Source organism: Aureimonas pseudogalii (assembly GCF_014196835.1).
In the GTDB taxonomy this organism is placed as follows: Bacteria; Pseudomonadota; Alphaproteobacteria; order Rhizobiales; family Rhizobiaceae; genus Aureimonas; species Aureimonas pseudogalii.
In genome coordinates, this window is the sequence record NZ_JACIEK010000004.1 from 1 (window position 1) to 25,502 (window position 25,502).

Annotated in this window: 23 protein-coding genes; 18 read left to right on the forward strand and 5 right to left on the reverse strand. The window is 68.1% G+C overall.

What is annotated here, in order from left to right; all coding sequences use genetic code 11:
- A partial coding sequence (locus GGR04_RS09720) for an integrase core domain-containing protein (protein ID WP_183199681.1) occupies nucleotides 1–345 on the forward strand: 345 nt, incomplete at its 5' end.
- Here GGR04_RS09720 and GGR04_RS24555 read toward each other — a convergent pair.
- A complete protein-coding gene (locus GGR04_RS24555) occupies nucleotides 335–715 on the reverse strand; it encodes a hypothetical protein (RefSeq protein ID WP_376769852.1) in 381 nt (126 codons plus the stop codon). The genes GGR04_RS09720 and GGR04_RS24555 overlap by 11 nt on opposite strands.
- Nucleotides 652–888, reverse strand: a complete 237-nt coding sequence (locus GGR04_RS23940) for a hypothetical protein (protein ID WP_246393087.1) — start codon at nucleotides 886–888, stop codon at nucleotides 652–654. Before GGR04_RS23940 ends, GGR04_RS24555 begins: the two co-directional genes overlap by 64 nt.
- Before the next feature lie 138 nt (nucleotides 889–1,026).
- On the opposite strand from GGR04_RS23940, the gene GGR04_RS09730 reads away from it, so the two are divergent.
- From GGR04_RS09730 to GGR04_RS09760, 7 genes are all read left to right on the forward strand, one after another.
- The gene (locus GGR04_RS09730) at nucleotides 1,027–2,217 is read left to right on the forward strand and encodes an Mrp/NBP35 family ATP-binding protein (RefSeq protein ID WP_183199682.1); all 1,191 of its coding nucleotides are present in this window, start codon (nucleotides 1,027–1,029) and stop codon (nucleotides 2,215–2,217) included.
- A gap of 100 nt (nucleotides 2,218–2,317) precedes the next feature.
- The gene (locus GGR04_RS09735) at nucleotides 2,318–3,913 is read left to right on the forward strand and encodes an ABC transporter substrate-binding protein (RefSeq protein ID WP_183199683.1); all 1,596 of its coding nucleotides are present in this window, start codon (nucleotides 2,318–2,320) and stop codon (nucleotides 3,911–3,913) included.
- A 134-nt stretch (nucleotides 3,914–4,047) separates the two neighbouring features.
- Complete coding sequence (locus tag GGR04_RS09740; protein ID WP_183199684.1) at nucleotides 4,048–5,055, forward strand: ABC transporter permease subunit; 1,008 nt, start codon at nucleotides 4,048–4,050, stop codon at nucleotides 5,053–5,055.
- Nucleotides 5,056–5,067: 12 nt separating this feature from the next.
- Nucleotides 5,068–6,009 carry an ABC transporter permease subunit gene (locus GGR04_RS09745; protein WP_183199685.1) on the forward strand — a complete coding sequence of 314 codons (942 nt, stop codon included), beginning with the start codon at nucleotides 5,068–5,070 and terminating at the stop codon, nucleotides 6,007–6,009.
- Nucleotides 6,010–6,015: 6 nt separating this feature from the next.
- The gene (locus tag GGR04_RS09750; RefSeq protein WP_183199686.1) at nucleotides 6,016–6,540 is read left to right on the forward strand and encodes a hypothetical protein; all 525 of its coding nucleotides are present in this window, start codon (nucleotides 6,016–6,018) and stop codon (nucleotides 6,538–6,540) included.
- A gap of 192 nt (nucleotides 6,541–6,732) precedes the next feature.
- The gene (locus GGR04_RS09755; protein ID WP_183199687.1) at nucleotides 6,733–7,713 is read left to right on the forward strand and encodes an ABC transporter ATP-binding protein; all 981 of its coding nucleotides are present in this window, start codon (nucleotides 6,733–6,735) and stop codon (nucleotides 7,711–7,713) included.
- Nucleotides 7,710–8,711 carry a dipeptide ABC transporter ATP-binding protein gene (locus GGR04_RS09760; protein ID WP_281383080.1) on the forward strand — a complete coding sequence of 334 codons (1,002 nt, stop codon included), beginning with the start codon at nucleotides 7,710–7,712 and terminating at the stop codon, nucleotides 8,709–8,711. Before GGR04_RS09755 ends, GGR04_RS09760 begins: the two co-directional genes overlap by 4 nt.
- Nucleotides 8,712–8,774: 63 nt before the next feature.
- Here the strand turns inward: GGR04_RS09760 and GGR04_RS09765 are convergent, their stop codons facing one another.
- Both GGR04_RS09765 and GGR04_RS09770 read right to left on the reverse strand, forming a co-directional pair.
- Nucleotides 8,775–9,806, reverse strand: coding sequence for an ATP-binding cassette domain-containing protein (locus tag GGR04_RS09765; protein WP_183199689.1), 1,032 nt, complete (start codon nucleotides 9,804–9,806; stop codon nucleotides 8,775–8,777).
- A 102-nt stretch (nucleotides 9,807–9,908) separates the two neighbouring features.
- Complete coding sequence (locus GGR04_RS09770) at nucleotides 9,909–10,376, reverse strand: Lrp/AsnC ligand binding domain-containing protein (protein ID WP_183199690.1); 468 nt, start codon at nucleotides 10,374–10,376, stop codon at nucleotides 9,909–9,911.
- Nucleotides 10,377–10,497: 121 nt separating this feature from the next.
- Between GGR04_RS09770 and putA the strand changes: the two genes are divergently transcribed.
- From putA to GGR04_RS09815, 10 genes are all read left to right on the forward strand, one after another.
- The gene (putA, locus tag GGR04_RS09775; RefSeq protein ID WP_183199691.1) at nucleotides 10,498–13,587 is read left to right on the forward strand and encodes a bifunctional proline dehydrogenase/L-glutamate gamma-semialdehyde dehydrogenase PutA; all 3,090 of its coding nucleotides are present in this window, start codon (nucleotides 10,498–10,500) and stop codon (nucleotides 13,585–13,587) included.
- Between the two features lie 108 nt (nucleotides 13,588–13,695).
- Nucleotides 13,696–14,925, forward strand: a complete 1,230-nt coding sequence (locus GGR04_RS09780) for an SGNH/GDSL hydrolase family protein (protein ID WP_183199692.1) — start codon at nucleotides 13,696–13,698, stop codon at nucleotides 14,923–14,925.
- Between the two features lie 107 nt (nucleotides 14,926–15,032).
- Nucleotides 15,033–16,712 carry a formate--tetrahydrofolate ligase gene (locus tag GGR04_RS09785; RefSeq protein ID WP_183199693.1) on the forward strand — a complete coding sequence of 560 codons (1,680 nt, stop codon included), beginning with the start codon at nucleotides 15,033–15,035 and terminating at the stop codon, nucleotides 16,710–16,712.
- A 76-nt stretch (nucleotides 16,713–16,788) separates the two neighbouring features.
- A complete protein-coding gene (locus GGR04_RS09790) occupies nucleotides 16,789–17,424 on the forward strand; it encodes a glutathione S-transferase family protein (RefSeq protein ID WP_183199694.1) in 636 nt (211 codons plus the stop codon).
- A 299-nt stretch (nucleotides 17,425–17,723) separates the two neighbouring features.
- Entirely contained in the window at nucleotides 17,724–19,913 is a 2,190-nt protein-coding gene (locus GGR04_RS09795) for an anthranilate synthase (protein ID WP_183199695.1), read from the forward strand.
- A gap of 2 nt (nucleotides 19,914–19,915) precedes the next feature.
- Nucleotides 19,916–20,842, forward strand: a complete 927-nt coding sequence (locus GGR04_RS09800) for a cation diffusion facilitator family transporter (RefSeq protein ID WP_183199906.1) — start codon at nucleotides 19,916–19,918, stop codon at nucleotides 20,840–20,842.
- A 205-nt stretch (nucleotides 20,843–21,047) separates the two neighbouring features.
- Complete coding sequence (locus tag GGR04_RS09805) at nucleotides 21,048–21,413, forward strand: hypothetical protein (protein WP_183199696.1); 366 nt, start codon at nucleotides 21,048–21,050, stop codon at nucleotides 21,411–21,413.
- Between the two features lie 100 nt (nucleotides 21,414–21,513).
- Nucleotides 21,514–21,636 (forward strand): hypothetical protein, encoded by a 123-nt coding sequence (locus tag GGR04_RS24285; protein WP_281383076.1) that lies wholly within the window; start codon nucleotides 21,514–21,516, stop codon nucleotides 21,634–21,636.
- Nucleotides 21,637–21,777: 141 nt separating this feature from the next.
- Nucleotides 21,778–23,463 (forward strand): 2-isopropylmalate synthase, encoded by a 1,686-nt coding sequence (gene leuA / locus GGR04_RS09810; RefSeq protein WP_246393088.1) that lies wholly within the window; start codon nucleotides 21,778–21,780, stop codon nucleotides 23,461–23,463.
- 153 nt (nucleotides 23,464–23,616) lie between these two features.
- A complete protein-coding gene (locus tag GGR04_RS09815) occupies nucleotides 23,617–24,240 on the forward strand; it encodes a hypothetical protein (protein WP_183199697.1) in 624 nt (207 codons plus the stop codon).
- A gap of 9 nt (nucleotides 24,241–24,249) precedes the next feature.
- Here the strand turns inward: GGR04_RS09815 and GGR04_RS09820 are convergent, their stop codons facing one another.
- Nucleotides 24,250–25,425, reverse strand: coding sequence for a benzoate/H(+) symporter BenE family transporter (locus GGR04_RS09820; protein ID WP_183199698.1), 1,176 nt, complete (start codon nucleotides 25,423–25,425; stop codon nucleotides 24,250–24,252).
- Nucleotides 25,426–25,502 lie beyond the last annotated feature (77 nt).

Sequence of the window (25,502 nt, forward strand, 5' to 3'; positions counted from 1 at the left end):
ATGGTCACCGCCGTCGAGCGCCGCTTCGGCACGACCAAAGTCCCGCATGCCGTCGAATGGCTGTCAGACAACGGCAGCGCCTATATCGCGAAGGAGACCGCCAACACTGCCAGGGCCCTCGGCCTGATGCTGCTCTTCACGCCCGTGCGCAGCCCGGAGTCGAACGGCATGTCCGAGGCCTTCGTCAAAACTCTGAAACGGGACTACGCCAGCATCACCGTCCTGCCCGACGCCGACACCATCCTCGCCTTGCTCCCCGACTGGATCGAGGATTATTGCGAGGTTCACCCGCACTCAGGCCTGAAGTTCCGCTCGCCTCGTGAGTTCATAAGGCTCAGTGCCTAAACCCAACAGCCGCCTGTCCGGCGAAATGGGGTCCACTCCAGTCTGGAAGGTTGGGGTGGCACATATCACTCCGGTCGAGCCGATGGGCGCGCGCGAACCCGGTAACCAACGATGCCTGCTGGATGTGGACGCGCATCCATGCGAAATCGGCAAACTCGGCGTAGACGCTTGCGGTGGGGTGGCGCGCCAGAAAACGTCGCCGAACCCGCGAAAACGCCTCGTGAGAGCGTGGGATCTCCTCGGCATCGCCATTGAGCGTCATGCGAGGCTGAGAGAGCGGGTCGCCTCGTGCGACGTCCCTGATCATCAGCGATGCCTGCCCGTCGCGCAGTAGTGCCGCAGTATGGCGCGCCAGTTTCGAGACGAGCAGAACGGGATCCCCCTCGTGTCGGTCGCCACGAGAACGCGGCTGTCGGCGGGTGCACCGGTGTCCGGATCGATGCAGGCGAGCGCCGCATGGCGGGCTTCGCCACGAAGCGCACGGGCCGCTTGCCGCACGACGTCGTCGACCGGCTGGAACGGCGAGCGTGCGGCTTCGGTCATGCTATCCTCTTCCCTCGCGCGCGACATCGATGGACCTCGATGCCTCCCATTCCGGCCCGATGTGATCTATCTGCAAGGCCTAAGTCATCATGGCTGTGCGCGTGCCGCGGCATTGCCTTTCTCGATCGTGGAACTCGCATGAACCAGGCTCTGACCGATCGTATTCTCGCTGCTCTTCGCGACATTCCGATGCCGGGGGGCGGCCCCGACGTCGTGACGCGCGGCATGGTGTCGGAGATTTTCGTAGGGGACGGCAAGGCCTTCTTCTCGCTCAGCGTGCCCGCCAGCGAAGCCGATCGCTTCGAGGGCTTTCGCCGAGAGGCAGAGCGGGTGGTCACCGAGATCGACGGCATTCGCTCGGCGATGGTCGCCCTGACCGCCGAGCGCAAGGGCGGCGGGCTGGCGTCGCGTCCGGCGCCGACCCCGCGCGCCGCGCCGCCGCCCCAGCCCCATCATCATCCACGCCCCCGCCCGGCCAGCGCGGCTTCGCCCGCCGCTCCGGCGCAGCCCAAAGGCGCCAAGATCGGCGTTCCCGGCATTGCGCGCATCGTGGCGGTGGCGAGCGGCAAGGGCGGGGTCGGCAAGTCCACCACGGCCGTCAATCTCGCGCTCGGGTTCCAGTCGCTGGGCCTGCGCGTCGGCCTGCTCGACGCCGACATCTACGGCCCGTCCGTGCCGCGCCTTCTCAACCTGAAGGGCCGCCCGGAAACCGTGGGCGGGCGCACGATGGTGCCGCTGCAGGCCTATGGCCTGAAGGCGATGTCCATGGGCTTCCTCGTGGAGGAGGAGACGCCGATGATCTGGCGTGGGCCGATGGTGATGTCGGCGCTGACGCAGATGCTGCGCGAGGTGGAATGGGGCGAACTCGACATGCTCGTGGTGGACATGCCGCCCGGCACCGGCGACGCGCAGCTCACCATGGCCCAGCAGGTGCCGCTGGCCGGCGCCGTGATCGTCTCGACGCCGCAGGATCTCGCGCTCATCGATGCGCGCAAGGGGCTGGCGATGTTCCGCAAGGTCGAGGTGCCCGTGCTCGGCATCGTCGAGAACATGAGCTACTTCATCGCACCCGACACCGGCACCCGCTACGACATTTTCGGCCATGGCGGAGCACGGGCTGAGGCCGAGCGGCTCGGCGTGCCGTTCCTTGGCGAGGTGCCGTTGGAGATGGTGATTCGCGAGAGCTCCGATGCGGGGCATCCGGTCATGGCTTCGCAACCGGACGGACGTCATGCCGCGATCTATCGCGAGATCGCGACACGCACGCTCGCGTCGATCGAGGGCGTGGCCGCGTCCAGCGTCAAGGCACCGACGATCGTTTTTGAGTGAATGGTCGGAAAATAGTCTTGCGTACGAACTGCTATCCGGTCGAAATGCGCTCTTCCGGCAGCAATGGCGCTGTCCTCGACGTTCATGGGAGAACGCATTCATGCGTCTGACGAACACGCTTCTCGCCGCGACGGCCATCGTCCTGGCCCTTGGTTCGGCGGCTTCCGCCAAGACCTTCGTGTTCTGCTCGGAAGGCTCGCCCGAAGGCTTCGACCCCGGCCTCTATACGGCGGGAACGACGTTCGATGCTTCCGCCCATCCGATCTACAACCGGCTGGCCGAGTTCAAGAAGGGCACGACCGAGACCGAGCCGGGCCTCGCGACCAGCTGGGACATTTCGCCCGACGGCCTTCAGTACACGTTCAAGCTGCGTCCCGGCGTCAAGTTCCAGTCGAATGCCGACTTCACCCCGACGCGCGACATGAACGCCGACGACGTGGTGTTCTCCTTCGATCGCCAGGGCAACAAGGACAACCCGTACAACCAGTACGTTTCCGGCGCATCCTGGGAATACTACGCGTCGATGTCGATGAACGAGATCGTCAAGTCGGTCGAGAAGGTCGACGACATGACGATCCGCTTCACGCTGACCTCGGCCTATGCGCCCTTCATCGCCAACGTCGCGATGCCCTTCGCCTCCATCATGTCGAAGGAATATGCCGACAAGCTGGCCGAGGCCGGCAACCAGGCGCAGCTGAACCAGGCGCCGATCGGCACCGGCCCGTTCCAGTTCGTGGCCTACCAGCCCGACGCAGTGATCCGCTACCAGGCCTTCGCCGACTATTGGGGTGGTAAGCAGCCGATCGACGATCTCGTCTTCGCGATCACCAAGGACGCTTCGGTTCGCCAGCAGCGTCTGCTCGCCAACGAGTGCCAGCTCATGGCCTATCCGAACCCGGCCGACGTACCGGGCCTACAGGCCAATGCCGACCTCACGGTCGCCGAGCAAGAAGGTCTCAACATCGGCTTCCTTGCCTACAACACGCAGATGGCACCCTTCGACAAGCCGGAGGTCCGCAAGGCCCTCAACATGGCCATCGACAAGGACGCCATCATCTCGGCCGTCTACCAGGGCGCCGGCCAGAAGGCGAAGGCGCCGATCCCGCCGACCATGTGGTCCTACAACGACGCGCTGAAGGACGATGCCTACGATCCGGAAGCGGCGAAGAAGGCGCTCGAGGCCGCCGGCGTCACCGACCTCTCGATGAAGCTCTGGGCGATGCCGGTGTCGCGCCCCTACAACCCCAACGCCGCTCGCATGGCCGAGTTGATCCAGGCCGATTTCGCGAAGGTGGGCGTCAAGGCTGAGATCGTGACCTACGAGTGGGGCGAGTATCTCGAGCGCTCGAAGGACGTGAAGCGCGACGGCGCGGTGCTGCTCGGCTGGACCGGCGACAACGGTGACCCGGACAACTTCCTGGCCGTGCTGCTCGGCTGCGACGCCGTGGGCGGCGCCAACCGGGCGCAGTGGTGCAACCAGGACTTCAACAAGCTGATCCAGGAAGCCAAGACCAAGCCGACGCAGGACGAGCGCGCCAAGCTCTACGAGCAGGCGCAGGTGATCTTCAAGGATCAGGCGCCTTGGTCGACGATCGCCCATTCGGTGGTCTACGTGCCGATGCGCAAGAACGTCACAGGCTTCGTCCAGAGCCCGCTCGGCGACTACACGTTCGACGGCGTCGACATCACGGAGTAACCGATCGATCGGAACCATCAGGGAAGGGCGGCTTCACGGCCGCCCTTTTCCGTTTGGTCAAAATCTTTCGTTTCCTACACGATTTCAAACCGCTATCGGGTGCGCCGACGGCAAAACCTTTGTAGAACGCTTCCATGTTGCGCTTTCTCTTCGCTCGTATCGGCGTTCTCCTGCCGACCTTCGTCGGCGTCGCCGTCGTCGCCTTCTCGTTCATCCGCCTGCTGCCGGGAGACCCGGTCACGCTGATGGCGGGCGAGCGTGGCATCACGCCCGAGCGCCATGCGCAGCTGACGGCGCTGCTCGGCTACGACCAGCCGCTGCCGGTCCAGTTCTGGTACTATCTGACGAACCTGTTCCAGGGTGACTTCGGCACGTCGATCGTGACGCGCCGCCCGGTGCTGACCGAGTTCCTGACGCTGTTTCCCGCCACGGTCGAACTGTCGCTCGTCGCGATCTTCCTCGCCGTCCTCATCGGCGTGCCTGCCGGCGTCGTCGCCGCGGTGAAGCGCGGCTCTTGGATCGACCAGTCGATCATGGGGACGGCGCTCGTCGGCTATTCCATGCCGATCTTCTGGTGGGGCCTGCTGCTCATCATCTTCTTCTCGGGAACGCTCGGCTGGACGCCGGTCTCGGGTCGCATCTCGCTGATGTATTTCTTCCCGCCGGTCACCGGCTTCATGCTGGTCGACAGCCTGATCTCCGGCCAGCGTGGGGCCTTCTCGTCGGCGCTGAGCCACCTCGTTCTGCCGGGGATCGTGCTGGCCACCATTCCGCTCGCGGTGATCGCGCGCCAGACCCGCTCGGCGATGCTCGAGGTGCTGGGCGAGGACTACGTGCGCACCGCGCGCGCCAAGGGCCTCGGGCAGGGCCGCATCATCGGCATCCATGCCTTGCGCAACGCGCTGATTCCCGTGGTCACCACGATCGGCTTGCAGATCGGCGTCATGCTCGCCGGCGCGATCCTGACGGAGACGATCTTCTCCTGGCCGGGCATCGGCAAGTGGATGGTCGATTCGGTGTTCCGCCGCGACTACCCGGTTGTGCAGGGCGGCCTTCTTCTCATCGCGCTCGTCGTGATGTTCGTCAATCTCGTGGTCGATCTCCTCTACGGCCTGATCAACCCGCGCGTGCGCGCCCGATAGGAGCCGAGATCCATGTCGCATATCGAAGCCCAGGAAGCGGCCGAGGGCGTCGGCTCGCTCATCCCGCAGCGCACGCCGACCCCGAGCGGACGCCGTCAGGTTCTGCGGGAGTTCTGGTATTATTTCTCCGTCAACCGCGGCGCCGTCGCGGGTCTGGCCGTGTTCGCGATCGTGGTCTTCGTCGCCGCCTTCGCCACGGTCATCGCCCCGCATGACCCGATCCTGCAAAACCGCGACGCGCTGCTCGTGCCGCCGTTCTGGATGGAGGGCGGACGCTGGTCCTACCTGCTCGGCACCGACGCGGTGGGACGCGACATCCTCTCGCGCCTGATCTACGGCGCGCAATATTCGCTGTTCATCGGCACGTTCGTGGTGGTGCTGGCCGTCTCCACCGGCATCGTCATCGGGCTCGTCGCCGGATATTTCCGGGGCTGGGTCGATACCGTCATCATGCGGGTGATGGACGTGATCCTCGCGTTCCCGTCGCTGCTGCTGGCGCTGGTGCTGGTCGCCATCCTCGGGCCTGGCCTCGTCAACGCGATGATCGCCATCGCGCTGGTGCTGCAACCCCATTTCGTGCGGCTGACGCGCGCCTCGGTGATGGCCGAGAAGGAGCGGGAATACGTGACGGCCGCGCGCGTGGTCGGCGCCGGACCGCTGCGCCTGATGTTCGTCACCATCCTGCCGAACTGCCTGGGTCCGCTGATCGTGCAGGCGACGCTCTCCTTCTCGAACGCCATTCTCGATGCCGCCGCGCTCGGCTTCCTCGGCCTCGGCGCGCAGCCGCCGACGCCGGAATGGGGCACGATGCTGGCCGAGGCGCGCGAGTTCGTGCTGCGCGCCTGGTGGGTCGTGACCTTCCCGGGCCTCGCCATCCTCGTCACGGTGCTCGCGATCAACCTGGTCGGCGACGGCCTGCGCGATGCGCTCGATCCGAAGTTGAAGAAGAGTTGAGAAGGGATGGCGAACGGTTGGCTCGCTCCGGCCCTTCTTGCAGCGATCGTCGCGGCGCTGGTGAGCGTCGTCGGCTGGTTTGCGACGGCGCGGCAATCCGTCTGGCTGGAGCAGCGGCGACGACTGGAGCGGATGCGGGACTTCCAGATTGCGCTACGCGCCGAGATCCGCGCGGAGCTCGTGGATCTCGAAGCCTACGATCTGGAAGAAGCGTATGCCGCAATTCGCGATCGCTATGCGAACGAACCAGGTTTTTCGGTACGGGTCTCGGCGCCGCCGAGGCATCCGATCTTCGAGGCGATCGTGGACGAGATCCACGTCCTGCCGGAAGAGGTGATCGATCCCGTCGTTCTCTACGCGCGCCAGCGTTGGGAAATGGAAGGTGTCGCGAACGACATCCGAGACCCGAGCTTCAACGCCCTGTCAGCGGAAAGGCAGTTGGACGTGGTCGGGGACTACGTGAATGCGAGACGTCGCCTCACGACGCTCGCGCAAACAGCCGTCGCCGCTCTCGGTCAACTGCCAAGATGACGACGGAAAGTTGCTGCTCAGTAGAACGGGCGGCGTCCGCTCGGCTCGCGGATCGGCACCACGACCGGCAGGGGCTTGGGCTGGGGGCGGGGCGCCACCCATTCGAGGACTCGGTTCCAGAACGACATCGTTTCCGTCTCCATCAATTCCCGATGAACGTAAGATCCCCAGTCGGAAAGTTCAAATAGAGATATGTCCCTTCTCTCCCTTCGAAACCTCTCCGTCACCTTCGAGACCGCGGCCGGCCCGTTCCGCGCGGTGGACGGGGTCGACGTCACGGTGGAGCCGGGCGAAGTGCTCGGCATCGTCGGCGAATCCGGCTCGGGCAAGTCGGTCGCGATGCTCGGCCTGATGGGCCTGCTGCCGCCCTCCGCCACCGTCACGGCCGACGAGATCCGCTTCGAGGGCCGCGACATGCAGGCGATGAGCCCGCGCGAGCGGCGCTCGATCATCGGCCGCGACATCGCGATGATCTTCCAGGAGCCGATCGCCAGCCTCAACCCGTGCTTCACCGTCGGCTACCAGATCAAGGAGGCGCTGAAGGCGCACACCGATCTCGACCGCAAGGCGCGGCAGGCTCGGGCGATCGAGCTTCTCGGCGCCGTCGGCATCTCCGAGCCCGAGCGCCGGCTGCGCGTGTTTCCGCACCAGCTCTCGGGCGGCATGAGCCAGCGCGTGATGATCGCCATGGCCACCGCCTGCCGACCGAAGCTGCTCATCGCCGACGAGCCGACCACCGCCCTCGACGTGACGATCCAGGCGCAGATCCTCGATCTCCTCGTGGACCTGCGCGAGCGCTACGGCATGGCGATGATCCTCATCACCCATGACATGGGTGTGATCGCGGAAGCCGCGAACCGTGTGGTCGTTCAATATGCGGGGCAGCAGGTCGAGCGCCAGCCGGTGCAGACGCTGTTCGACCAGCCGCATCACCCCTATACGGCGGCGCTTCTCTCGGCGATTCCCGAGCGCGCCACCACCAAGCGCCTGCCGACCATCCCGGGCATCGTGCCGGGGCAGGGCAACCGGCCGGACGGCTGCCTGTTCAACCCGCGCTGCCCGAAGGCCGACGATCGCTGCCGCAGCGTGGTGCCGCCGCGCCAGCCGCCCGCGCTCGGCGAGGCGCTCTGCCACTACCCCGAAAACATGCCACAGACCCGCGAGGCCGCCTGATGGGTGCGATCATCACCGCCAAGGATCTCAATCAGGTCTACGAGGTGGGCGGCGGGCTCTTCCGCAAGGCCGGCTCGCTGAAGGCCGTGAAGGACGCGAGCTTCGAGGTGGCCGAGGGCGAGACGCTGGCGATCGTCGGCGAATCCGGCTGCGGCAAGTCGACGCTCGCCCGCATGCTGACGCTGATCGAGATCCCGACCGAGGGTCAGCTGACGATCGACGGCGTGCGCATCGAGAAGGGCGACCGCTCCGCGGTGGCCAAGCTCCGCTCCACCGTGCAGATCGTCTTTCAGAACCCCTACGGCGCGCTGAACCCGCGCCAGAAGGTCGGCGCCATCCTCGAAGAGCCGTTGAAGATCAACACCAAGCTCTCGGCCACCGAGCGCCGTGCGAAGGCGGAGGCGGGGCTGGCCGAGGTAGGCTTGCGGCCCGAGCATTACGACCGCTACCCGCATATGTTCTCGGGCGGCCAACGCCAGCGCATCGCCATCGCGCGCGCCATCATGCTGGAGCCGAAGATCCTCGTGCTCGACGAGCCGGTCTCGGCGCTCGACGTGTCGATTCAGGCGCAGATCCTCAACCTTCTGGCCGACCTGCAGGAGCGGCTGGGGCTGACCTACGTCTTCATCAGCCACGACCTCTCCGTGGTGCGCCACGTCGCGAACCGGGTGATGGTGATGTATCTCGGCAGGCCTGTGGAGATCGCCCCGGTCTCCGCCGTCTATGCCGAGCCGCTGCATCCCTACACGCGGGCGCTGCTCTCGGCGACGCCGGCGACGCGGCCCGAGGACAAGGTCGAGCGCATCCGCCTCAGCGGCGAGCTGCCGTCGCCCTTCAATCCGCCGCCGGGCTGCTCCTTCAACCCGCGCTGCCCCTTCGCCAACGACCGCTGCCGCTCCGAGCGGCCCGAACTGACGCGGCACGGCGAGACGATGGTCGCGTGTTTCGCGGTGGACGAGGGGCGCTTGCCGCATCTGCAGCGCGCCGTCGCCGCCTGACGAGTGTCGTCCTTCCCCCATCAGGGGAAGGTAGGTTGTCCTGAGAAGCCGAAGCCCGAAAGGTCAGCCGCGCGGCGATAGCACGGCTTGAAGCTCGCGCGTCCCGATGCGGCCGAGCAGGCGGCCGCGGTCGGCGACGACGACATCGCCGCGCGCTAAGGCCGGCAGCACGCGCGTCAGCGGCGTGCCCACCTGCACGAGGCCGGCGAAGGACGAGGCGACGTCGTCGGGCGCGATCGGTCCCATCACGTCCTCGGCCTGAAGGAAGGACACCGGGCTGAGTTCGCTGAGATAGGCCGCGACATGCGGCGTCGCGGGTTCGAGCAGCAGGTCGCGCGGCGTGCCGGCCTGCACGAGGCGGCCGTTGTCGAGCACGGCGATGCGGTCGCCGACGCGCAGCGCCTCGGCGGGGTCGCGGCTCGTCAGCACCACGCTCTTGCCCGTGCGCTCGCGCAGGCGCCGCAACGCTCCCACCATCGAAGGGTCGCGCCACGCGTCCACCCCGTCGAACGGATCGTCGAGCAGCAGGATCGGCTGCCCACCGAGCGCGGCGACGAGCAGTTGCACGCGCGGGCGAAGGCCCGGCGGCAGGTCGGCGATGCGAATCTCGCCCCAGTCGCGCAGTCCGGCGTTGGCGAGTTCCAGCGTCGCGCGAGGGGCGCGGTCGCTTCTCGGCGTGCCGTGCCTAGCGAGCGCGGCGATCACCGTTTCCGCGATGGTGCTTTTCGGGGTGAGCGCCACCGGGCCGGCAACGAGCGCCGCCGCCTCCTGCGCCCAGCGGTCGCGCTGGCGCTTGGTGGCCGAGCGCAACTCCACCGGCCCGGAGGCGGTCTCGGCCGCGACGCTGCCGCGCTCGGGCGCGAGATCGCCGTGCAGCACCGCGAGGAGCGAAGACTTGCCCGATCCCGGCGCGCCGAGCACCACGAGGATCTCGCCGGGGTGGATGTCGAGATCGACGTCGATCAGCGCCACGGCCGTCTCGGTGGCGAGGCGAACGGCGTGCAGATCCTCGCCGCGATCGGCTCGGTCGAGGGCCGCACCAGGGCGGCGGCCATGCGTGGCGGCGAGGCGGCGAACGTGGATCTGCGGGGTCATGGCCGGCTTATGCGGCAGCGGCCCGGACCGCGCAAGCGACGTGGGCGAGGCCGCCCAAGCGACGTGGCCGAGGCGAGGCGAGCGAGGTGCGGCGGCGCCCGTTCAGACGGGCAGGGCGGTGGTGTTCTTGATCTCCTCCATCACCGCATAGGTGTGGGTCTCGCGAATGCCCGGCAGCTCCAGCAGCGCCTTGGCAAGGAAGGCGCGGTAGGCGTTCATGTCCTTCACGCGGGCCTTGAGGAGATAGTCGAACCCCCCCGCCACCATGTGGCATTCCATGATGTCGCCGTTCGCCTTGGCGGCCGCGCCGAAGGCGGTGAACACGTCCTCGCTCGTGCGGTCGAGCTTCACCTCGACGAAGACGATGAGCCCGCGGTCGAGCTTCTCGGGCGAAAGCCGCGCGTGGTAGCCGAGGAGGAAGCCCTCCCGCGTCAGCCGCTTCACCCGCGCCGCGGTGGCCGTGGGCGAAAGGTGGACGCGCTCGGCGAGTTCGATGACGCTGAGCCGGGCCTCGGTCTGCAGCGCCCGGAGGATCTTGCGGTCCTTTTCGTCGAGGTCGGCGTTTTCCATCGGCAGGGCTCGTGTCGGTGGCGGGATGCGTCGTTTCTTCCCGCATAAACGATGGGATCCGCGCCGGCGAGGGCTGCTATGAAAACGCGACCCCGTTCGCCCCTCGAAGGATCGTTCGCCGATGTCCGTCTCGCCATTTTCCGCGCCCTATTCCCCCAGCGACGCGCAGGCCGTCGCCGAGCTTCTCGAGCGCGAGGCGAGCTTCGGACCGGACGACGCGAAGGTGAAGCGTCGGGCGCGATCCTATGTCGAGACGATCCGTTCGCGCTCGGGCGGCGTCGGCGCGGTGGAAGACTTCATGCGCGAGTTCGGCCTCTCGACCCGCGAGGGTCTGGCGCTGATGGTGCTGGCCGAAGCGCTGCTGCGCGTGCCCGACACGGAGACGCAGGACCGCCTGATCGAGGACAAGATCGGCGCCGGCGACTGGGCCAACCGCGAGCCGATCGTCGACCAGAAGCTGATGGCGGCCTCGGCCTGGGCGCTCGGCCTCTCGGCCCGCATCATCCAGCCCGGCGAGAAGCCGTCCGGCGTCGTGTCGTCGCTGGTCAAGCGCCTCGGCGCGCCGGCCGTGCGCACCGCGACGCGCCAGGCGATGCGCTTCCTCGGCCGCCAGTTCGTGCTTGGCGAGACGATCGAGGACGCGCTGGAGCGGGCGCGGGGGCTGGAGAAGAAGGGCTATCGCCACTCCTACGACATGCTGGGCGAGGGCGCCCGCACGAAGGACGACGCCGCGCGCTACTTCAAGTCCTATGCCGACGCGATCGAGGCGATCGGGCGCAAGGCCGGCAACAAGGCGCTGCCGGACCGGCCCGGCATCTCCGTCAAGCTCTCGGCGCTGCATCCGCGCTACCACCCGACGCATCGCGAGACCGTGCTCCGCGAACTCGTGCCGCTCGTCGCCGATCTCGCGCAGAAGGCGCGGGCCTACGATCTGAACTTCACGATCGACGCCGAGGAGGCCGAGCGGCTGGAACTGTCGCTCGACGTGATCGACGCGGTGGTGCGCTCGCAGGACTTCCGCGGCTGGACCGGCTTCGGCCTCGCCATCCAGGCCTATGGCAAGCGCGTGGTGCCGGTGATCCGCCATCTCGACGCGCTCGCCGAGGAGACGGGAATCCGCATGATGGTGCGCCTCGTGAAGGGCGCCTATTGGGACACCGAGATCAAGCAGGCGCAGGAAAAGGGGCTGGCGGGCTTTCCCGTCCACACCGTGAAGCCGGCGACGGACCTCTCCTATCTCGACGCCGCCAACGAACTGCTGCGCCGCCGCGAGCGGCTCTATCCGCAGTTCGCCACGCACAACGCGCTGACGGTCGCGGCGATTCTGGAAATGGCGGGCGAGAACCCCTCGGGATTCGAGTTCCAGCGCCTGCACGGCATGGGCGAGTCGCTCTACGAAGCGCTCCGCGACGACACGAAGGGCGCGGTCGCCTGCCGCATCTATGCGCCGGTCGGCGGCTACAGCGATCTTCTCGCCTATCTCGTGCGGCGCCTTCTGGAAAACGGCGCCAATTCCTCCTTCGTCGCCAAGGTCGGCGACGCCAAGGTGCCGGTGGACGAACTTCTCGTGCATCCGCGCGATCTCCTGAAGGGCGGTCGCACCACCCATGCCGGCGTCGCCACGCCGGCCGCGCTCTTCGGTGCCCGCGCCAATTCGAAGGGCACCGAGTTCGGCGATCGCCGCGCGCTCGCCTCTCTGCTGCGCGCCCGAGACGGCGCCAAGGTCAGTGGCCTGACGGCCGATCCCGCGAGCGGGCTCGACGCCGCCGCGCCGGCCGAGATCCGCTCGCCGGTGGACGGGGCGGTGGTCGGACACAGCCGCTTCCTCACCGCGCAAGGCGCCACGGCGCTGGTGGAGCGCGCCAAGGCCGGCGTGCGCGCGGCCGAGGCGGTGCCGGCCGCGACGCGCGCCGCGCAGCTTCGCCGTGCCGCCGACCTGATGGAGGAGCGGCAGGGAACGATTCTGGCGCTTCTCACCCGCGAAGGCGGCAAGACGCTCGACGACGGCATCGCCGAGCTGCGCGAGGCCGTGGACTTCTGCCGCTTCTATGCGGCGGAGGCCGAGCGGATGTTGATCCACCCCGTGCCGCTGCCGGGGCCGACGGGCGAGGAGAACCGCCTCGTCTATCGCTCGCGCGGCGTCGCCGTCTGCATCTCGCCCTGGAACTTCCCGCTGGCGATCTTCATCGGCCAGGTCGCGGCGGCGCTCGCCGGCGGCAATGTCGTCATCGCCAAGCCCGCCCCGCAGACGCCGCTCATTGCGAAGCTCGCGGTGGATCTCCTGCACGAGGCGGGCTTCGCGCGCGACGTGCTGCATTTCGCGCCGGGTGGCGGAGAATGCGGCGCGGCGCTGACGGCCCATCCCGCCACCGCGCTCGTCGCCTTCACCGGCTCCACCGACACGGCCTTCGCCATCAACCGCGCGCTCGCCGCGCGCAACGCGCCGATCGCGCCGCTCATAGCGGAGACCGGCGGGCTCAACGCGATGATCGTCGATGCCACGGCGCTGCCCGAGCAGGTGGCCGATGACGTCGTGCGTTCGGCCTTCCGCTCGGCCGGCCAGCGCTGCTCGGCGCTGCGGCTGCTCTTCGTGCAGGCCGACGTCGCCGATCGGATGCTCAGGATGATCGAGGGCTCGGCGCGCGAGCTGCATGTTGGCGATCCCGCCGAGCTCGAAACCGACGTCGGCCCGGTGATCGACGCCGCGCAGCTCGCCATGCTGAACGCGCATATGACGGACATGAAGCGCACGCAGAAGGTCCGCTTCACCGGCGAGACCGGGCCGGCGCTGCCGGAAGGCGGCCATTGGTTCGCGCCGGCGATTATCGAGCTCGACCGCGCCGAGGCCATGACGCGCGAGATCTTCGGCCCCGTGCTGCACGTCATCAGATGGAAGGCCGGGGAGCTCGGCAAGGTCTGCGACGCCATCGAGGCCACCGGCTTCGGCCTGACGCTCGGCGTCCACTCGCGCATCGACGAGACCATCGACTTCGTGAAGGAGCGGCTGACGGTCGGCAACGTCTACGTCAATCGCAACATGATCGGCGCCGTGGTCGGCTCGCAGCCCTTCGGCGGCTCCGGGCTCTCGGGCACCGGACCGAAGGCGGGCGGGCCGAACTACCTCGCCCGCTTCGTGCGCGAGCAGGTGATCTCGACCAACACCGCCGCCGCCGGCGGCAATGCCAGCCTGATCGCCGGCAGTGGCGAGTAAGCCTTCCGGCTCGACGATCGCCGATTGTCGGGCCGGGCACGCCATGGTTAACCTTCGCAGGGCCCAAGCCGCCGCAGAGTGGACGGGCGTTTCGGGAAGGGACTGCAGATGATCAGCCGTATCGGCCTCAAGGGGCTCGTCGTCGCCGCCGCACTGCTCGCGCCTCACGGATCGTGGGCGCAGCAGACGGCGCCCGCCTGGACGGCGTCCTGGGGCGCCAGCCCGGTCTTCGATGTCGGACCGGAACTGAGCAACACCACGGTACGCCAGTTCGTGCGCCTCTCGGCCGGCGGGTCGCAGGTGCGCATCCGCTTCTCGAACGAGACGGGCAGCGTACCGCTGGTGATCGGCGCCACCAACCTCGCGCGGCCCGGCAACGCGGCTGGCTCGATCGATGCCGCCTCGGCGGTGCCCCTGACGTTCGCGGGGGAGACCACCGTCACCGTGCCGCCGGGCGCCCCCATGCTGTCGGATCCGGTGGATCTCGCTGTGGAACCGCTCTCGACCCTGGCCGTGACGATGCACGTGACGCGCTGGACCGGGCCGTCCGTGATCCATCTCGACGCCGTGCAGACCGCCTACATGGTGGAGGGCGACCATGTGGCGGAGGCCGAGTTCACTCAGCCGAAGACCGCTCTGAGCCGCTTCTATCTCAGCGGCGTCGAGGTCTCCTCGCCGGGTCGCGCCGCGCCAGCGCTCGTCGCCTTCGGCAATTCCATCACCGACGGCTACCATTCCACGGTGGACGCCAATCGTCGCTGGCCCGATCGCCTCGCCGAGCGCCTGTCGCAGCGCGGTGGGGGCCGCGACGTCGGTATCGTCAACGCCGGCATCAGCGGCAACCGCGTGCTGCACGACCGGCCGGAGGAGATGTTCGGCCCGAGCGCGTTGGCGCGGCTCGATCGCGACGCGCTGGCGCAGCCCGGCCTGCGCTGGCTGGTGGTGATGGAGGGGATCAACGACATCGGCCATTCGACCTCGGCGGGCCTGACCGAGCAAACCGTCACCGCCGACCAGATCATCGCCGGGCACCGGCAGATCATCGCGCGCGCCAAGGCCAAGGGGATCAAGGTCTACGGCGCGACGCTGACGCCCTTCGAAGGCACGGTCTTTCCCGGCTACTTCACGCCGGAGGGCGAGACGAAGCGGCAGGCGGTCAACGCCTGGATCCGGACGGGAGGCGCCTACGACGCGGTGATCGACTTCGACGCGGTGCTGCGCGACCCCGCCGACCCGGCGCGCATGAAGGCCGAATTCGACGAGGGCGATCACCTTCACCCCAACGACGCCGGCTACCGGGCGATGGCCGATTCGATCGATCTGGCGCTGTTCGACTGATCCCGAAGGGCAGCGTCGCTGGGAAAACGCAACACCGGGGTGTTTCCTTCGGCGCCGGGATGAGGCACCTCCTCGGCGAAGACGGACCGGACGAGGGACCCCGAGACATGAGCGAGCCGACCTCCGACATCGCGATCGCGCGCCGTGCCTCCAAGCGGCCCATCACGGAGATCGCCGCGCGGCTCGCCATTCCCGCCGAGGCCGTGATCCCCTACGGCCGCGACAAGGCCAAGATCGACGTCGGGTTCCTGCGCGGGCTGGCGGATCGCCCGAGCGGCAGGCTCATCCTCGTCACCGCGATCAACCCGACGCCGGCCGGCGAGGGCAAGACCACGACGACGGTGGGGCTCGGCGACGGGCTGAACGCCATCGGCAAGCGCGCGGCGATCTGTCTGCGCGAGCCCTCGCTCGGTCCCTGCTTCGGCCAGAAGGGGGGCGCGGCCGGCGGCGGTCATGCGCAGGTCGTGCCGATGGAGGACATCAACCTCCACTTCACCGGCGATTTCCATGCCATCACCACGGCGCACAATCTCCTCGCCGCGATGATCGACAACCACCTGCACTGGGGCAACGCGCTGGGGCTCGACCCCCGCCGCATCGTCTGGCGCCGCGTCGTCGACATGAACGACCGGGCGCTGCGCGACATCGTCCAGTCGCTCGGCGGCCCCGCCAACGGCCTGCCGCGCGAGAGCGGTTTCGACATCACGGTGGCCTCCGAGATCATGGCGATCGTCTGCCTCGCCGCCGATCTCGAAGACCTGGAAGCGCGGCTCGGGCGCATCGTCGTCGGCTACCGGCCCGACAAGAGCCGCGTCTACGCGCGCGACCTCAAGGCCGACGGCGCGATGGCGGTGCTCCTCAAGGACGCGATGCTGCCGAACCTCGTGCAGACGCTGGAGAACAATCCGGCCTTCGTCCATGGCGGGCCCTTCGCCAACATCGCCCACGGCTGCAACTCGGTGGTGGCGACGCGCGCGGCGCTGCGGCTGGCCGACTACGTGGTGACGGAAGCGGGCTTCGGCGCCGATCTCGGCGCCGAGAAGTTCTTCGACATCAAATGCCGGCAGGCGGGCCTGACGCCCGACGCCACGGTGATCGTCGCGACGGTGCGCGCGCTCAAGATGAACGGCGGCGTTGCCAAGGCCGATCTCGGTCGCGAGGACGTCGCGGCCGTTGCGCGCGGCGCCGTCAATCTGCAGCGCCACATCGGCAACTGCCAGAGCTTCGGCGTTCCGGTGATCGTCGCGATCAACCATTTCGGGACCGATACGGATGCAGAGATCGCAGCCGTGCGAGCGGCGGCCGAAGAGGCCGGCGTCGAGGCCGTGCTCTGCCGGCATTGGGCGCAAGGCTCGGCCGGCATCCTCGAACTGGCCGAAAAGGTCGCGGCGCTCGCAGACGGCGGCACGGCGCGCTTCAAGCCGATCTACGCGGACGAGACGAGCCTTCTCGGCAAGATCGAGACCGTGGTGAAGGACATCTATCACGGCGTCGCCGTCACCGCCGAGCCGGCGGTGTTGCGCGAGCTCGAAAGCTTCGAGCGCGACGGCTACGGGCATCTGCCCGTCTGCATGGCCAAGACGCAGTACTCGTTCTCCACCGACCCCGGCCGTCTCGGCGCGCCGAGCGACCATGTCGTGCACGTGCGCCAGGTGCGTCTCGCGGCCGGCGCCGGCTACGTCGTGGCGATCTGCGGCGACATTCTCACCATGCCCGGCCTGCCGCGCCACCCGGCGGCGGAGGCGATCCGTCTGAACGAGGAGGGGCTGGTCGAAGGGCTCTTCTGAGGAGCCCGGCGCGCCGCCGCTTGGCGGGCGTTCGCGCGAGGCGTAGCGTCGCGAGCGTCGATCTGGGAGGATACGCATGAGCGAAGAGCTGGTCTTCTACACGAACCCGATGTCGCGCGGGCGCATCGTGCGGTGGATGCTGGAGGAGGTGGGCGCTCCCTACCGCACCGAGCTTCTCGAATACGGCACCACGATGAAATCGGCCGAGTACCGGGCGATCAATCCGATGGGCAAGGTGCCGGCGATCCGTCACGGCGCGGCGGTGGTGACGGAGGCCGCCGCGATCTGCTGCTATCTCGCCGACGCCTTTCCCGAGGCCGGGCTCGCGCCGGAGCCGGGGCCGGCCCGCGCCGACTATTATCGCTGGTTGTTCTTCGGCGCGGGGCCGCTGGAGGCGGCGATCACCAACCGCTCGATCGGCGTGTCGGTGGCGGAGGACCAGAGCCGCATGGTGGGCTACGGCACGTTCGAGCAGACGATGGCGACGCTCGATTATGCGGTGTCGCGCCACCCGTTCGTGGCCGGAGACCGGTTCACGGCGGCCGACGTCTATGTCGGCGCCGGCATCGGCTTCGGCCTGCGCTTCGGCTCGATCGAACGCCGCCCGGCCTTCGTCGCCTATCACGAGCGGCTGGCGAGCCGCCCGGCGCTGCGGCGGGCGCAGGAGATCGACGACGAACTGATGCGCAGAATGCAGGCTTCGGCCGAGTGATGCCGCGGGCGAACCAGCGCCCGTGGCGGGCCTTGGGCGCGCCCGGTTCGCCGCATTTGCGAAGCACTGGCAAAGAGGGGATTCAGCCGTTTTGCCGTTGCGGGCGCGCGGTGCTTCGGCTACCTGTTTCGTCATGACGAACGTGCGCAACACGACCAATTGGTGGCAGACCCGCTCCTAAGGCGGCTTTGCGAACCCTTGCACGCGTTCGACGAACAAAGGCCGCACCGGATGATCCGGCGGCCTTTTTTTGCGTTTGGTGGCCGCGAGGGCCGGTGCTCTCTCTCGGAGTGAATGTCATGACCCTCGAAATCGATGCCGACGGCGCCTTCCACTACGTGACCGAAGGCGGCGTCTCCGTTGCCCGCACGCGGCGCGACGTGCCCTATGCCGGTGCCATCGAGCCCTATGTCGACCGGCTCGACACGCGCCGCGGCGCCGTCTTCTCGTCGAACTACGAGTATCCCGGCCGCTATACGCGCTGGGACACGGCGATCGTCGATCCGCCGCTCGCCGTGACGTCCTCGGGCCGCAAGGTCTGGATCGAGGCGCTGAACGAGCGCGGCCGGGTGCTCATCGGCTTCATCGCCGAGGCGCTGGCGGGGCACGAGGACATCGCCGAGGCGAGCGTCGGCGAGACCCGCATCGACCTGACGGTGGCGCTGCCCTCGCGCGCCTTCACCGAGGAAGAGCGCTCGCGCATGCCGACCGTCTTCTCGGTGCTGCGCGCGATCGTGGCGCTGTTCAAGTCCGATGCGGACAGCGATCTCGGCCTCTACGGCGCCTTCGGCTACGATCTGGCCTTCCAGTTCGATCCGGTGGTGCAGACGCAGCCGCGCGACGGCACGCAGCGCGACCTCGTGCTCTACCTGCCCGACGAGATCCTGATGGTGGATCACTATGCGGCGAGGGCCTATGTCGAGGCCTACGAATTCGAGAAGGACGGACACACGACGGCGGGTCTTCCCGGCGGCGGCGAGGACGCGCCCTTCGCGCCGGCCGACCGCATTCCGCCGCGCGGCGACCACAAGCCCGGCGAGTATGCCGCGCTGGTGCGCCGCGCCAAGGAGAAGTTCATGCGCGGCGACCTCTTCGAGGTCGTGCCGGGGCAGACCTTCTACGAGCGGGCCGAGCACAAGCCCTCCGAGATCTCGCGCCGGCTGAAGGGCATCAACCCCTCGCCCTATTCCTTCTTCATCAATCTCGGCGGCAACGAGTTCCTCGTCGGCGCCTCGCCGGAAATGTTCATCCGCGTCTCCGGGCGGCGGGTCGAGACCTGCCCGATCTCCGGCACGATCCGGCGCGGCGAGGACGCGATCTCCGATTCGGAGCAGATCCTCAAGCTTCTGAACTCCAAGAAGGACGAGTCCGAGCTGACCATGTGCTCGGACGTCGATCGCAACGACAAGAGCCGCGTCTGCGAGCCCGGCTCTGTGCGCGTCATCGGGCGCCGGCAGATCGAGATGTATTCGCGCCTCATCCACACGGTCGACCATATCGAGGGCCGGCTGCGCGAGGGCATGGACGCGATGGACGCGTTCCTCTCGCACGCCTGGGCCGTGACGGTGACGGGCGCGCCGAAGCTCTGGGCGATGCGCTTCATCGAGGCGAACGAGAAGAGCGCCCGCGCCTGGTATGGCGGCGCCGTCGGCATGATGCATTTCAACGGCGACATGAACACCGGCCTGACCCTGCGCACCATCCGCCTGAAGGACGGCATCGCCGAGGTGCGCGCCGGCGCGACGCTTCTCTACGATTCCAACCCGGAGGAGGAGGAGGCCGAGACCGAGCTGAAGGCTTCCGCCATGATCTCCGCCATCCGCGAGGCCGGCGCGTCGAACGCGGCGCCCGGCGCCACCGAGCGGGCGAAGGTCGGCGTCGGCGTGAAGATCCTGCTCGTCGATCACGAGGACAGCTTCGTCCACACGCTCGCCAACTACTTCCGCCAGACCGGCGCCGAGGTGGTGACGGTTCGCACGCCCGTGCCCGAGGAGATCTTCGACCGCGTGGCGCCCGACCTCGTGGTGCTCTCGCCCGGTCCCGGCAAGCCCGACGATTTCGACTGCCGCGGCACGATCGCCCTGTCGCGCCGGCGCGGCACGCCGATCTTCGGCGTCTGCCTCGGGCTCCAGGCGCTGGCCGAAGCCTATGGCGGCACGCTGCGCACGCTCCACGTTCCCGTCCATGGCAAGCCGTCGCGGGTGCGGGTGTCGAACAGCGGCATCATCTTCTCGGGGCTTCCGAGTGAGGTGACGGTCGGCCGCTACCACTCGATCTTCGCCGATCCCGTCCGCCTGTCGAAAGATTTCGAGGTCACCGCCGAAACGGAGGACGGCGTGGTGATGGCGTTCGAGCACAAGAGCGAGCCGGTGGCCGCCGTGCAGTTCCACCCGGAGAGCATCATGAGCCTGGGCGGCGACGCCGGCATGCGGATGATCGAGAACATCGTCGCGCATCTGCCGCGGCGCTCGCGCGTCAAGGCGGCTTGAGCATGGCGGCCGCGGCGGCGTTCTCGGTCGTCGAGGATCCCGGTCGGCTGGTGAAGCGCACCGCGGCAATGACGATCGGCGTCGCCTGCGCCGTGTTGGCGATCAAGTATCTCGCCTACATGGTGACCGGGTCCGTCGCGCTCTTCTCGGACGCGCTGGAATCGATCGTCAACGTGGTGGCCGGCCTCGTCGCCCTCTGGGCGGTGAGCGTCTCCTACAAGCCGGCCGACAGCGACCACCCGTTCGGGCACACCAAGGCGGAGTATTTCTCCGCCGTCATCGAGGGTGTGCTCATCGTCCTGGCGGCGCTGCTCATCCTGCGCGAGGCCTGGGGGGCCTATCTCAGTCCGCGCGCAATCGAGGCGCCGTTGCTCGGCATCGCCATCAACGGCGTGGCGACCGCGATCAACCTCGTCTGGGCGCAGGTTCTCGTCCGCAAGGGTCGCGAGCACCGCTCGCCGGCGCTCGACGCCGACGGCCGCCACATCATGGCGGACGTCGTGACGTCGGTCGGCGTGCTCGCAGGACTCGCCATCGCCGGCGCCACCGGCTGGTCGATCCTCGATCCCGCACTCGCCGCGCTCGTCGCCCTCAACATCCTGCGCGAGGGCTGGAAGGTCGTGGCCTCCTCGCTCTCGGGGTTGATGGATCGGGCGCTCGACGCGCAGGAGGAAGCGCGCGTTCGCGAGATCATCTCGAAGTATGGCGAGGGCGCTCTCGAGGTCCACGACGTGAAGACCCGGATCGCCGGCCGCGCCATCTTCATCGAGTTCCACATGGTGGTCGCCAGCTCCATGTCGGTCGGTGCCGCGCACGTGATCTGCGACCGACTGGAAGATGCGCTGCAGGCGGAGTTCGACGGGGCGCGCGTTCTTATCCATGTCGAGCCCGAGGCCGAGGCCAAGCAGGTCGGCGTCCCCGTCATCTGACGAAGCGGCGGTGCCCCCGCGCTTCGCGATCATGTCGATCCGAAGGCGAAGCGCGGGGTTCCGTCGCTATGACGCAACGCACTGTTCAGGATCCGCATCTCGCATCTGCGAAGAGAGTGATTACATCCTGATCATCGACCGGCGGCACCGTGGCTCTTCAAGAGGCAGACGGAGTTATGCCGGCTCAGGATCAAGGAAAAACAAAATGAAGATCGTTGCTTTCGCTTCCGCCGCTCTCGTCTCCTTCGCCGCCCTGACGGGCGCCGCTTCGGCCGCCGGCATCGTCCCCGGCTCGGACCACTTCACCGAGGCCCGCGCCGACTACGAGGCTAATACCGTCATCGTCGGCGTGACCCAGGCCCCCGGCGTGATCGCAAACACCGGCGCGACGCAGGCCTACGGCTACCCGACGACCGGCTCCGAGGACGGCATCATCCCGGGCTCGCGCGCCACGACCCACGCCCAGGAGACACGCGACTTGAACGCCGTTTCGCGTGGCACCTTCCACAATGGCTACCGTGTGGTTCCGGTCACGAACGGCAACTACGTTCCCGGTTCCGACTCGTTCTGATCACGCGGACCGTGACATCGAAAGGCTCGACCGGCGACGGTCGGGCCTTTTTCGTCTGAGCGCCCTTGCTTTCGCGGCCCGCATCGGCGAGCTTGGCGGCATGAAACGCGTCGCCGATCCCTTCGGACCTGTAGACATCGCCGTGGCGCCTGCCGCGGCTTTCGTCGTTTCGCTCGATCTCGGCCTTCTCCTCGCGCTTATCCGCGACCGTCGGGCCCATTGATCGAAGGGACGCCCGGCGGTCGAAGCCGGCGCATCCCGCCCCTTGTTCCTTCGGCTTTACATCCCCGTCAAATCCTCGGAAAGACGCGCCAGGCCGCATCGTGATGCGCCACCGTCTTCGCCGAACGAACAAGGTAGTTCCATGTCCCAGTCCGCCCCGGTGATGGCGAAGGCCGCCACGAAGTATCAGCCCTATCCCGCCGTCGATTTGCCCGACCGCCAGTGGCCGAGCCGCCAGATCGAAACCGCGCCCATCTGGTGCTCGGTGGACCTGCGCGACGGCAACCAAGCGCTCGTCGATCCCATGGGCCAGGACCGCAAGGCGCGCATGTTCGCGCTTCTGAAGGCGATGAAGTTCCGCGAGATCGAGATCGGCTTCCCCTCGGCCTCGCAGACCGACTTCGACTTCGTGCGCTGGTGCATCGAGGAGGGCGGCGTGCCCGACGAGATGTCCTTGCAGGTGCTCGTACAGTGCCGGCCCGAGCTGATCACCCGCACCTTCGAGAGCCTGGAAGGCGCGCAGCGTCCGATCGTCCATTTCTACAATTCCACCAGCGAGCTGCAGCGCCGCGTCGTGTTCGGCAAGGACCGCGCCGGCATCCGCCAGATCGCCGTCGATGCTGCCAAGATGATCGCCGAAATGGCCGACAAGGCCGGTGGCGGCTTCCGCTTCGAATATTCGCCCGAGAGCTTCACGGGCACCGAGCTCGATTTCTCGCTGGAGATCTGCAACGCCGTCGCCGAGGTGATCCGCCCGACGCTGGAGAACCGGCTGATCTTCAACCTGCCGGCGACGGTGGAGATGTCGACGCCCAACATCCATGCCGACCAGATCGAATGGATGAGCCGCAATCTCGACAATCGCGACGCCATCATCCTGTCGCTGCATCCGCACAACGACCGCGGCACCGCGGTGGCCGCCACCGAGCTCGGCTTGCTGGCCGGCGCCGACCGCGTCGAAGGCACGCTGTTCGGCAATGGCGAGCGCACCGGCAACGTCGATCTCGTGACGCTGGCGCTCAACATGTTCACGCAAGGGGTGGACCCCGGTCTCGACGTCTCCGACATCAACGGGATCAAGGAGGTCTACGAGTACTGCAACCAGCTCGCGATCCCGGAGCGTCACCCTTACGTCGGCGAGCTCGTCTACACGGCATTCTCCGGCTCGCATCAGGATGCGATCAACAAGGGGTTGAAGGCGGCGAAGGTCGCCAACTCGCCGCTCTGGGAGGTGCCCTATCTGCCGATCGATCCGAAGGACGTTGGCCGTTCCTACGAGGCGATCATCCGCATCAACTCGCAGTCCGGCAAGGGCGGCATCGCCTACGTGCTGCAGGCGGACTACGGGCTCAATCTGCCGCGCAGCCTGCAGGTCGAGTTTCGCGAGGACATCCAGCGGATTACCGATGACGAGGGCCGCGAACTGCCGGTGAAGCGGATCTACGACCGCTTTGTCGAGCGCTACGTCGACCAGCCGGGCGCGCGATTCGAATATGTCGATCACATCACCCGCACCGAGGGGCAGAAGACGCAGCGGATCGTGGAGGCGACGATGCTCGACCGGGGGCAGGAGGTCCAGATCGTCGGGCGCGGCACCGGCGCGATCGACGGCTTCATGGATGCGATCACCCGCCATCTCGGCACGGACCTCTCCGTCGCCGACTATTCCGAGCATTCGCTGCAACGCGGATCGAACGCCTCGGCCATCTCCTACATGGAGCTGGAGCACGATGGCGGGCGCGTCTTCGGCGCGGGCATCGACCAGAACGCCACGACCTCCTCGCTGCGGGCGATCGTCTCGGCGGTGAACCGGTTCGTGGACAATTAAACTCGAATGGTTCCGAACCGGGGTCGGCAGGGGGCGTTGTGCCCTCTGAAGGCTCCGGTTCGGTTTCGCGAAAGCTCGCTCGGATAGTCCGGAGAAGATCCGCGCGTCGGCCATGATGGCCGGCGGACCTGCGGTCGCAGCCGAGGTGGCAAGATGGCCGATGCGAGGACCGCGATGGCGGTGTCGAATGGAACGAAGCGTCTGGCCGACGCCGTGCGCGCGGCCAAGATCGCCGCCGCCCAGCGGACCGACATCGTGGTGGACATCCGCGAGGCCGATCGCGCGCGTCTCGAGATCTTCGCCGAGGAGCTGCAGCCGATCATCGACGCGGTGCCGGCGGGCGACGACCTGTTCGACTTCTCGCTCTCGGGCGGGCCGCAGCCGCGCTTCTGGATCGACGGCACGGCGCAGGTGATGATGGCGCGCGACCGCCGCACCTACCGGTTCGTGCGCGAGACCCGGCTCGGCCGGGTGACGCTGGCGGAATCCACCGAAACGCATCTCATCGTCGACCGCGTGACCGACTATGTGGCCGAGCGGATCGTGGAGCGCGACAAGGCGCTGGCGGTGCATGACGGCCTCGGTCACCGCGCCGCGCCGGAGCGGGCGCAGACCCCGCTGACGGCGCCCATCGCGACCGACGATCCGCTGCGGCTGCCGCCGCGCTCGCGCTCGGCCGATTTCGTCATCGCGCTGTCCTGGCTGATGATCGGCATCGTCGCCGGCTGCGGCATCCTCCTTCTGATAACGTCGATGCGCGGCACGCCGCTGTTTTGAGCCCCTCGTTTACAATTGCCGGCCGACGGCGGCTCGTCTGCGCCGCTGCACGGCCAGCAGCACGCCGCCGGCGACGAGACCCCAGAACGGCGCGCTGATCCCGAGGAAGCTCGTGCCCGATGCGGTGACGAGAAAGCAGATCGTCGCGGCCTCGCGCTCGGCGCGGTCCGTCATCGCCGCATGCGCGGAGGCCGACAGCGCGCCCACCAGCGCCAGTCCCGCCATCGCCTGTACGAGGAGCGGCGCCTCGCCGGCAAACGCCGTGACGATGCCGGCCGTCAGTCCGAACAGGACGTAGACGATCCCCCCAATGATTCCCGCCCACCAGCGCTGCGATCGGTCGGGCCCAGCCTCGTCGCCGGCGCAGATGGCGGCGGTCATCGCAGCGAGGTTCACCGAATGGCCGCCGAACGGTGCGGCGATCAGCGTCGACAGGCCGGTGATGGTGAAGAGCGGGGCGGGCGAGGGCGCGTAGCCGCTGACCTTCAGCACTGCGAGGCCAGGAATGTTCTGCGAGGCCATCGTCACGACGAAGAGCGGCAGCGCGATGCCGACGATCGAGGCCAGCGTGAACTCCGGCCGCACGAACACGAGATCGGGCACGATCGGCCCCGCGAGCGGCGCCGCGCCGGCATGGCGCCAGAGGATGATCGTGACGGTGACGAGCGCGGCGGCCGGCACGGCGAAGAGCCGACGCCATTGACCCACCACCAGCCAGGTTCCCGCGATCGCGAGGCCGGCAGCCGGGCTCTCGGCCACCGCGCGCACCGGCGCAAGGCAGAGGGCGAGCAGGATACCGGCGAGCATGGCGTTGGCGAGCGACGATGGGATGGCCGCGATGGCGCGGCTGAGCGGACGAAACAGGCCGCTCGCCACCACGAAGACGCCGGCCAGCAGAAACGCCCCGACCGCAACGGGGAACCCGCCCTCGGGCATGCCGCTGGAGGCCAGCAGCGCGGCGCCGGGCGTCGACCATGCGATGGGAATGGGCATGCGCAGGCGCGCCGACATCACGATGCCGCAGCAGCCCATGACGATCGACAGGATCATCAGGCCGGACGCCGCCTGCTGCGGCGTGGCGCCGGCGGCGGTCAGCCCCTGCAGGATGACGGTGAAGGAACTGGTGAAGGCGACGAAGGACGAGAGGACGCCGGCGGACAGGGCGGCAAAAGGCGGCGCTCGCATCGGCGACTTTCAGGCAGACGTGGATCGTCCGATCGCCTTATGGCGCTGGCCGTGCCGCCGCAAGAGAGATGCACCGC